Origin of the sequence: Antarcticimicrobium luteum, from assembly GCF_004358185.1 — a bacterium.
Classification (GTDB): Bacteria; Pseudomonadota; Alphaproteobacteria; order Rhodobacterales; family Rhodobacteraceae; genus Antarcticimicrobium; species Antarcticimicrobium luteum.
Map to the genome: position 1 here is coordinate 54,507 of NZ_SMUV01000051.1, position 8,839 is coordinate 63,345.

The following is an 8,839-nucleotide window of genomic DNA, read 5'->3' on the forward strand; positions in this document are numbered from 1 at the left end:
ACAAGGCTAGGTGTCAGCGCCCTTGTCTGATGGGGCTTTTTCTGACGGCGCAAGTTTGTGCGTACGGCTTGTCCCCGCCTCAAGCGGCAGGTCGACATGCGCAAAACCAAGACCAATGAAGAAAGACACCACGCCGGAGATCGTCTTGAACTCGCGGATCTTGATGTCGTTATAGGTCGTCCGTGTACGGGCGGTGACGAGGAGCTTTTCCACCCCATCATCAGAGACAACGCGCATGATCCAGACCCCGTAATAACTGGGGCCTTTCTTGTGTGCCGATTCTTGGCACAGGATTTCTGCGCTATAGCCGCTTTCCACGAGTTCGCGGAAACGTGCTTCCGTAACCACATTTGGTGCTTCGATGTCCCAGTTCATGGCCCGGCTCACGCTTTCTCCAATGGCGCAACCCTAGGCATTCCCACTTGAAGCCCAGAGTTACGATAGTATATTATCAACCGCAAGATGTAATATCATGCTTTGGCTGTAGTTTGGTCACGCAAACACTAGTCTCGGCCAGTGTCCGCGATCAAGGAGATAACAGGTTTGAGAAACCCGAGGTTGATATGCCTGCTCCCATTGCAAGCTCTGGCCCTTCTGATCTGCGTTCCCGGGCCGGTTTTGGCGGAATCCTGCTTCGCTCCACCCCGTCCTTTCCTGCCAAGTGATTCGCAGGCCGCGCGGGACTATGCGGCTATCATCCGCAGCGATTTCGAAAATTACATCCAGGATATCCAGAGCTATTTCCGTTGCCTCGACAGCGAACGCGCCCGCGCGTTCGAAGAAGCGCGGGAAGTCAGCGAGGACTATGGCCGATTTCTGCAATTGGTAGGGGATTGATGGGCAGCCTTGGGAGCATCAGACTAGCAGCCCGTGGAAACCAGACGCCGATAACACCTTCAAATATCTACTTTTTAGATAACAGATTTCATCCGCTAGCGACGTCACAAAAGGTATGTGACGCGTGGCAAAAACAATCAGAAGCAAAGGGCAGGTGGCACTCTGCCAGGCGTTGGTCGACGCGCGCAAAAGCGCAGGCTTGGGCCAGGACGACTTGGCGGACAGGCTCAAGTGCCATCAATCTCTCGTGGCGCGCATTGAGAGCGGCGAACGCCGGATCGACGTCGTCGAACTGGTCGTTCTGGCGCGCGCCATCGGCTTTGACCCGTTCGATGTCTTGGCGATCGTCGAAGCCGCCACGGAGCCCGACCACAGGATTTAAGCGATTTCATCAATCGAGAACACGGGAGGTGACTTCTCCCGGTGTGAATTCGCTAGCGCGAGGACGAACAGCAACCGATTTTAACGAGGCCCGGCATACGGTTGCAGCAAACGATTTGGATCTGAGCTGCTATCCGCAACGCCAAATTGCAGGAAGTCAGTAAACAGTGAACGAAACTGAGGTCGAAGGCGTCGCGATCGCCAATTTGATTGCAGCCGATGAAGAAACCATTGTCGGCTGGGTATATCGCTGGAACACAGGTGCTCTGGCAATCCGGTGGGACATGCATGGCCCACAGCGCGTCTCAAGGATTTACCCGGATCTTAGCGATGCCGATAAAGCTGAAATCGACTTCGCGTCTCTCACGCAGCTTAATTGTCGCTACGACTGATATGGAAGAATATGGCCTTTATGGCCCTCGATTGTGTGGTTTTTCCTGCATTCCAGGTTTGATTTTGTACAAGGCTCTGCGCGACGTTGCTGCGCCTCAACAGTCAGTAATTGACCTGCTCAAAGCCGTAATTCCCGCTATAGTCACGCCACTCAACGAAGACGGATCTGTGATAAATGCTCGGGCAGTGCTCGCCCCATTGCTCGAGACCGGCATGTGCCGCGGGAAGCGCTGCGGGTGACGACGCCCTCCAAGAAAAATCGCCCTGGATCCCGTAGGTGCCGAGGACAACGACGGCGCTGCGGTTGCAGTCGCCATCTCGCCCGGATTCATGCTGGCGGGCGTAACGAACGTCAAAGACGCGGATGGAGCGCACGAAATTGAACTCCGGCCCGCTGATATCGATATCGGCGCGGTCTTCTACAAGCTGGAGGGCGTAGTCAGCCCGCACGAGGTTGTCCCAGGCCGCGTTGGAGCCTCTGAACCCGAGCGTGCCGCTTGTTGTGGCGGCCTGATCAAAGAGCGGGGTTGAAGAGTTTGGAGGGGTTCCTGAATCACCATATAGGGCATCGAAGATCCGCTCCGTGGGCCGCGATCTAGCAGGTCCATCGTAAGACGCACCCATCGGGCAGCGCCAAATCTGAAGCGGCGGCTCCACCGGCCATGGAGTTATGCGCCGGATGAACTCGGCCCGTGCGCGGGCGCAGGGCACGGAAGCTGGCCATCCACCGGACAAACACAGCAGGATGGCACAATCGATCTGATAGGTTTGGGCGCGTGCTTGTGTCGGAACTGTTGGGCCGGTCAAGGCGAGAGCTAAAAAGGCCACCAGAGGGAGGTTTTTGAATTCGAAACGCATGGCAATGACCCTTGACGATCTTCACCCAGCATACATACGAAAATATACTATTGCAACATTGGTGACACAGTTTGTGGTTGCGGAGATCAGCAAGATCGCGAGCTGACAGCGTCGCCCGTCGTCATCCACCACGTTGCGCGCGCCGCCAGTCCCACGGCATGTCAAAGCGTCCGGACCATATATTGCGCCGTGCGGATCTGGCTTCGGTCTCATCGCGGATGTAGTCGCGGCTGTATCGGCGATAAGCCACGGCCCACCCTTCACGCACAAGCCAGGCGTTCAGATCGGTACCGTCTTGATGACAGACCGCAATGAAGCGGCCATAGCGGTCAATATCGCGCACGGTGCAGCTGACCTGCCGACGGCCGATCCTGTCGGCGAGGGACAGTGCCGCTTGTTGTCCGCAGCGCCAGCGCTGACCCTCGGCCGTGGCGCAAACTTGTCGGCTTTCAGGTGCATCGATCCCATGCAACCGGATGCGCTGTCCACGGATTTCCAGAGTATCGCCATCGATGACACTGGCAACGCCGGTCAACCGATCGGCATGTGCCTGTGGGACGGCAGCAAACCAGAACAGAAGGAAGCCGAGTAGACAGCGCATAATACGAAACTGTTTTGAGAAAAGGTGACCAGACATAAACGGATCATCCTGCAGTGAACACTAAAGCCCTGTGAAGCCGCCGGTTGGCCACTGCAACAAGACAGGAGGATTTTGAGCCAGGGCTGTGTGGGCAAGGTTGCTATTCGCCGGGCTGGACGCCCAATGCCTCGAGGGTTGCGCGATCTGGCGCGCCAGACGCTGGCAAGCCCCTTTGCTCCTGGAATGCGCGCATCGCATTCCGCGAGCCGTTACCCCAGACCCCGTCCGGGGTGCCCGCTTCAAACCCGCCGGCGTTCAGGAGAGTCTGGATCGCGCGGTAATCGTCGGGCGAGAGATCGAGCGTCGACCACCCGCAGGCACCAGCCACGGCCTCGATCGCATCCTGAATTCCGGCGAGATCAAATTCTGCATCGTACCGTCTGCCATTGCCGTCCGTAAGACGGATGAAAAAGCTCTCGGCATCATAAAGGCCGCGCAGGAACCCCTCCGAGCCAGAGCCGAAGAGTCCTGCACCCTTGCTATTGGTCAACTCGTTCCAGCGCGTCGATTGCGCAGGATTGCTGTCTATTCGGTAGGTGATGTCGAACGAATCCCGGCGTATGGCACTCATCAAGAAGTCGTCCTGGACGAATACCACAGACGTTTCGCCCTCACGGCACTGCGCAAGTAAAGCTGTAGGACCACCGAAGCTGCGTGCGTCATAGGCAGAGTAGTTTATCGAGACCACCGACGGGCTGTCGTCGATTGCTGCACGCTCTTCATTGATCACCCACCAGCCCGAGATCCGGTCCCCTTCACTATGCGCTTGCTCGAAAGGCGTGAGGCTGTAGTCGATGTCCGGGTGGTCCGGGTCAGCCCAAGGCAGTGCGCTCTCAACGACCCCTTCGCCTTGGCTCATGGCAGCGGGTGAAGTTGGGTCGGTTATGGGCGGCGCTGAATTCGTCACGGTCGGTGTCACCGGGAAGGCGATGCCGTAACGGGCCTGCAGATAGGCCATTTGCAGTTGAGCGAGCGTGAGCTTTTCGGTTTCCACACGGCTAAGGGCCACCGCCTGAATCAATCCCCCTGCCGAGGCCGCTTCTCGCTCCGCGGTCTCGACACGACCCTGTTGTGCGGCCATTTCTCCTAGAAGCAGCTCGGCGCGCTCCGGATCTGGCACTACCGCCGGTACGGTGACATCGATCATCGCGCCAGCGGCTTCTGCCGTCTGTCGTGCTTCCACGGCCGTGCGCAACAGAAGCAGAGCCTCGCGGCGGCTCTCGGCCAGCATACGGATCAATCCCCCATCATAGCCGGAGATCGTCGCATTGACTTCGGAAATCTGGCTGTCGATCGCTGTAATTTCTGCGTCCAGCGGAGAGCTTTCTTGTGCGACAGCGCCTGCCGTCAGGCAGGTGCTGATCAACAAGGATGCGGTGAGCGTACGAAGTATCGTCATGCAAAAGCTCCTTTTCCCTTCCAGTGAGCGGTGCGGGAGGGTAATGCTGGGGCGAGCCCCCAAGTTTGTGATACGTCTAATAACGTGACGGGCTTGTCACGAATCGACTTCCTGTCACCTCAAGGGTCATATGGTCTGATTTGTGAGTCAATCTAAAAACTGGACGCGTATAGATTTGCGACATATAGATGAGGGCACTAAGTGACTCGCAAGAAGGGCAAGCAGCTGAACTGGGGTGTCGAACGTCGATATGAGTTCATCGAGTTTCGCCTGTTCTGGCAGGGGCGGATAAACCGAGGGGATTTGATGGACGCGTTCGGGGTTTCAACGCAGCAGGCATCGCTGGACCTGAACGCCTATATCGATCAGGCTAAGCGGAACCTCGTCTATGACAAGAGCCTGCGCACCTACCTGCGCGGCAAACAATTCAAGCCCAAATATCTCAAGCCGGATGCAGAGGAGTACTTCGCACAGCTGCGGGCCGTCGATCAGGGGCTGGTGAGCGCGGAGCAAAGCTGGATCAGCGTCTTTCCGGGCTTTGGAACAACGCCGACACCTGCCCGAGGCGTGGCGCCTGAAACGCTGCGCGATGTCCTTGCGGCGATCCGTGAGCCAGCGGCCTTGCAAGTGACCTATCAGTCGATGTCGCGCCCTGAGCCAAACGCGCGCTGGATCGAGCCCCATGCTCTTGCCTTTGATGGCTTCCGTTGGCATGCCCGCGCGTTTTGCCAGAATGACCAGGTTTTCAAGGATTTTCTGCTCTCTCGCATCGTGGAGGTCGGGGACCAAGGGCCTGTTACGTCGGACCCTGGCTCCGATGGCGCTTGGCACACAGACGTCTTGCTCGAGATTGGGCCGCATCCGGACCTCTCCGACAACCAACGCCGCGCGATAGAGATGGATTACGGCATGGAGGCGGGCCGCGCGCAGATCGTGGTCCGCCGTGCGCTGTTGTTCTACGCGCTTAAGAGGCTGGGGCTTGATACAGACCCCGCCGCTCGAAAACCGCAGGACCAGCAGATCGTGCTGTTGAATCGAGACGAGGTCGTTGGATGACCATGGCAGCACGAAAAGCAGACTTCGGAGCAAACCATCAGCCCTACAAAATGTCCTTCACCTCTGGGGGGCTGTTTCTGAATGAGAGCGTGATCGTCGCCGAACTGCACGTGGTTGGTGAAGATTGGAAAGTAACGCTTTCACGCGCGCTCGAAGAGGGAGCGACGACTTTGCCGAAGGCGGCTTCAAACCGGCGCACCCTCCGCGAAATCGTCAACCGCCTGATGACGCTGACCGAAGACGAGATCCGTTTTTTCGTCAGTGGGCCCGGTCGACAAGAACAACAACACCTACTGTGGATCGCCACATGTCGGGCTTACAGGTTCGTGCGTGAGTTCGCTGTTGAGGTCATTTGTGATCGGTATCTCGCCTATCAGCTGGACCTGCCGCTCGAGAGCTTCGACATATTCTTTGATGCCAAAGCCGATTGGAATGAGGGGTTGGCCTCGATCAGTGACAGCACCCGCAACAAGCTCCGGCAGATCCTGTTCCGCATGATGCGGGAAGCTGGCGTTATCTCTGGCGATAACCGGATCCAGTCGACTTATCTCTCGGCGCAGTTGCGGCAGATAATTGAGGCGACCCACCCCACCGATCTTGCGGTGTTCCCTGGCGTTGCGATCGAGGGAGGCTCATCATGATCCCGCAGTTGTCACGCAAGGAACGCGCCGAGCACCTCTACCGGGTCATCACCAGCGAACGGTTCCTGACCAAGCAAGGCCTCGGCAACGAAGTGCCATTTTTCATCTGCCCGTTCCCGGCGGAAGAAGGCGGCACAATGATCGAGGACCGGCGCGATCTGATCGAGCGGATCGCTCATGCGGGTGTGACAGCGCTCGACCTGAGCCTCTACGAAATCTCCCTTGGGCTTCTCGAGGAACGCGGCATCCTCGAAGACGTCCTTGCCGCAGAGCCTGAGATGGACAAGTCAGAGCTGCGCGAGCTTTTGCAGGGCGTTCTTGACGTCCATGAACACCTGATCCCAAAGATTGGTGCGGCTATCGCCGCTCAGCCGCATGACGTAATCTTTCTCTCCGGTGTGGGCGAAGTCTATCCGTATATCCGCTCGCACAATGTGCTCAACAACCTCCAGAGCACCGCCAAAGACAAGCCAACAGTCCTGTTCTTTCCCGGCAGCTACACTCACTCCACAGCGACGGGGGGATCCCTCGATCTCTTCGGGTTGCTGCATGACGACAAATATTACCGTGCCTTTAACATTCTGAACTACGAGGTCTGACCGGATGACCACTGCTCTGAGAAACATTTTCGCCAAGCCTGTCGACCGCCCGATTGATGGCGTGATCAAGGCTGACGATGAAGCAAGCCTGCGCATCGAACTCGACGAGTATGTCATCACCGATGAAATTGGCAAACGCCTCGAGACCTTCCTTGATGCCTATAATAACTACGACACTGCCAATGGGGTCTGGATTTCTGGCTTCTTTGGTTCCGGTAAGTCGCACCTCTTGAAGATGCTGGCCCTTCTCATGGAAAACCGAGAAGTCGATGGCACGCGGGCTTTTGACATTTTCGAGGAGAAGCTAATCGATCAGCCCATGCTTTTGGGCGCTTTGCGCAAGGCGGTCTCCGTGCCCTCAAAGTCGATCCTTTTCAACATCGACCAGAAGGCGGATGTTATCTCCAAGACCGATGTGGATGCGCTACTCTCAGTGTTCCAGAAGGTCTTTGACGAAGCCTGCGGCTACTACGGCAAGCTGCCCCATATCGCGCAGTTTGAGCGTGACCTCGATGATCGCGGCCAGCTGGCTGCGTTTAAGGATGCCTATGGGGCTGCTGCTGGCAAGCCTTGGGAGCGCGGCCGTGAACAGGCAGCGCTCGAGCGAAAAAACATTGCCACCGCCTTCGCATCCGTGACAGGTGGAGACCCAGCAGATGCGGCAGACATTCTGGGCCAGTATCGCGCCGACACCCGAGTTTCGATCGAGGACTTTGCCAACAAGGTGAAGGCTTGGATCGACAAGCAGGCGCCGAAGTTCCGGCTAAACTTTTTTGTGGACGAAGTAGGCCAGTACATCGCTGAAAACGTCAAATTGATGACGAATCTGCAAACCATCGCCGAAAGCCTGAATACGAAATGCAAAGGCCAGGCTTGGGTCATCGTGACCTCACAGCAGGACATGGAAGCTATTATCGGGGACGGAAAGGCGTTTCAGTCGCAGGACTTCTCGAAGATCATGGCGCGTTTTGGCGTGAAGATGCCTCTGAACTCTGCCGATGTGGCTGAGGTCATCCAGCGCCGCCTTCTGTCGAAGACCGACGAAGGCCAGGTGCGGCTCGGCAACCTGCACGACCGCGAGGAGAACAACCTCAAGACCTTGTTTGATTTTACGGATGGGTCGATCAAGCTGAAGAATTTTGACGGGCGCGCTCATTTTGTCTCGAGCTACCCGTTCCCCCCTTATCAATATATGCTGTTCCAGATGGCGATCACATCGCTCTCGCAGCACAACGCCTTTGAAGGAAAACACAGCTCGGTCGGCGAACGCTCGATGCTGGGTGTGTTCCAGGAGGTCGCCAAGAAGATGGCAGACCAGCCCGTGGGTGGCCTTGCCACGTTCGATCTTATGTTCGAGGGCATCCGCACCGCCCTGAAGTCCGCCGTCCAACAGTCGATCCAGATTGCTGAGAAGGAAATCCAGGACATCGACCCTTTCGCAGTCCGGGTGCTGAAAGCGCTCTTCCTTGTCAAATACGTCAAGGAGTTCAAGCCAACGGTGCGCAACATCGGCGTCCTTTTGCTATCTGAGTTCGATACTGATCAGATTAAACAACGCCGCAAGATTGAGGAGGCGCTGTCCTTCCTCGAACGAAACACGCTTATCCAGCGCAATGGCGAGGTCTACGAGTTCCTGACAAACGAGGAAAAGGATGTCGAGGCCGAGATCAAGGCGCTCGATGTCGACCCGTCCGAGCTGTCTAAGGAAATGGAGACGCTGGCATTCGACACGATCTTGCGCCATCGCAAGATCAAGCATCTGACCACCGGCAATGAATACAGCTTCAGCCGCAAACTGGACGATCACCTCTTGGGCCGGGAGCATGAGCTCTCGATTAATCTGATTAGCCCTTTCAACGACGATGTCGCCTCGCCCGAGGCTGTGCGAATGCGGAATGTGAGCCGCGAGGAACTAGCGGTTGTGAACGGCGGAGCAATACTCGGCCACGGTAGCGACGGCATAGTGTTGTCGCGGGCGGCGTAAAAGTCGTCCACTTTTGCCCTTTCGGATTTCGGGAGGGCTTGGGGATATACA

General features: G+C 57.1%; 11 protein-coding genes. 7 read left to right on the plus strand and 4 right to left on the minus strand.

All coding sequences use genetic code 11. The annotated features are described in order from the left end of the window. Positions 1-6: 6 nt before the first annotated feature. Positions 7-375 (minus strand): hypothetical protein, encoded by a 369-nt coding sequence (locus E1832_RS04805; RefSeq protein ID WP_133358594.1) that lies wholly within the window; start codon positions 373-375, stop codon positions 7-9. Positions 376-585: 210 nt separating this feature from the next. Here E1832_RS04805 and E1832_RS04810 point away from each other — a divergent pair, with 210 nt between their 5' ends. The 3 genes from E1832_RS04810 (at position 586) to E1832_RS04820 (ending at position 1,610) form a co-directional block, all read left to right on the plus strand. Continuing rightward, complete coding sequence (locus E1832_RS04810; protein WP_133358606.1) at positions 586-837, plus strand: hypothetical protein; 252 nt, start codon at positions 586-588, stop codon at positions 835-837. Between the two features lie 124 nt (positions 838-961). Next, positions 962-1,219 (plus strand): helix-turn-helix domain-containing protein, encoded by a 258-nt coding sequence (locus E1832_RS04815; RefSeq protein ID WP_076535506.1) that lies wholly within the window; start codon positions 962-964, stop codon positions 1,217-1,219. Positions 1,220-1,385: 166 nt separating this feature from the next. Continuing rightward, complete coding sequence (locus E1832_RS04820; RefSeq protein ID WP_133358595.1) at positions 1,386-1,610, plus strand: hypothetical protein; 225 nt, start codon at positions 1,386-1,388, stop codon at positions 1,608-1,610. A 103-nt stretch (positions 1,611-1,713) separates the two neighbouring features. On the opposite strand, the gene E1832_RS04825 is transcribed toward E1832_RS04820, so the two are convergent. The 3 genes from E1832_RS04825 to E1832_RS04835 all read right to left on the minus strand — a co-directional run bounded on the left by E1832_RS04825 (position 1,714) and on the right by E1832_RS04835 (position 4,508). After that, on the minus strand, positions 1,714-2,469 hold the full coding sequence (locus tag E1832_RS04825; protein WP_133358596.1) for a hypothetical protein: 756 nt from the start codon (positions 2,467-2,469) through the stop codon (positions 1,714-1,716). A gap of 121 nt (positions 2,470-2,590) precedes the next feature. Continuing rightward, positions 2,591-3,106: a thermonuclease family protein gene (locus tag E1832_RS04830; protein WP_245513826.1), complete on the minus strand. Its 516-nt coding sequence runs from the start codon at positions 3,104-3,106 to the stop codon at positions 2,591-2,593. Between the two features lie 103 nt (positions 3,107-3,209). After that, a complete protein-coding gene (locus tag E1832_RS04835) occupies positions 3,210-4,508 on the minus strand; it encodes a peptidoglycan-binding domain-containing protein (protein WP_133358597.1) in 1,299 nt (432 codons plus the stop codon). A 201-nt stretch (positions 4,509-4,709) separates the two neighbouring features. On the opposite strand from E1832_RS04835, the gene E1832_RS04840 reads away from it, so the two are divergent. From E1832_RS04840 to brxC, 4 genes are read left to right on the plus strand one after another with little or no spacing between them, the layout of a single operon-like run. Continuing rightward, on the plus strand, positions 4,710-5,564 hold the full coding sequence (locus E1832_RS04840) for a BrxR family helix-turn-helix transcriptional regulator (protein ID WP_133358598.1): 855 nt from the start codon (positions 4,710-4,712) through the stop codon (positions 5,562-5,564). Beyond that, a complete protein-coding gene (locus E1832_RS04845) occupies positions 5,561-6,205 on the plus strand; it encodes a DUF1819 family protein (RefSeq protein ID WP_133358599.1) in 645 nt (214 codons plus the stop codon). The genes E1832_RS04840 and E1832_RS04845 overlap by 4 nt, the downstream gene beginning before the upstream one ends. Next, a complete protein-coding gene (locus E1832_RS04850) occupies positions 6,202-6,804 on the plus strand; it encodes a DUF1788 domain-containing protein (RefSeq protein WP_133358600.1) in 603 nt (200 codons plus the stop codon). Before E1832_RS04845 ends, E1832_RS04850 begins: the two co-directional genes overlap by 4 nt. Positions 6,805-6,808: 4 nt before the next feature. After that, positions 6,809-8,788 carry a BREX system P-loop protein BrxC gene (gene brxC, locus E1832_RS04855; RefSeq protein WP_245513828.1) on the plus strand — a complete coding sequence of 660 codons (1,980 nt, stop codon included), beginning with the start codon at positions 6,809-6,811 and terminating at the stop codon, positions 8,786-8,788. The last annotated feature ends 51 nt before the right edge of the window (positions 8,789-8,839 follow it).

Bases quoted from the DNA above. Each gene is read 5' to 3' on its own strand.
- E1832_RS04835 (WP_133358597.1), bottom strand. From the start codon at position 4,508: ATGACGATACTTCGTACGCTCACCGCATCCTTGTTGATCAGCACCTGC.
- E1832_RS04805 (WP_133358594.1), bottom strand. From the start codon at position 375: ATGAACTGGGACATCGAAGCACCAAATGTGGTTACGGAAGCACGTTTC.
- E1832_RS04830 (WP_245513826.1), bottom strand. From the start codon at position 3,106: ATGTCTGGTCACCTTTTCTCAAAACAGTTTCGTATTATGCGCTGTCTA.
- E1832_RS04850 (WP_133358600.1), top strand. From the start codon at position 6,202: ATGATCCCGCAGTTGTCACGCAAGGAACGCGCCGAGCACCTCTACCGG.
- brxC (WP_245513828.1), top strand. From the start codon at position 6,809: ATGACCACTGCTCTGAGAAACATTTTCGCCAAGCCTGTCGACCGCCCG.
- E1832_RS04825 (WP_133358596.1), bottom strand. From the start codon at position 2,469: ATGCGTTTCGAATTCAAAAACCTCCCTCTGGTGGCCTTTTTAGCTCTC.
- E1832_RS04845 (WP_133358599.1), top strand. From the start codon at position 5,561: ATGACCATGGCAGCACGAAAAGCAGACTTCGGAGCAAACCATCAGCCC.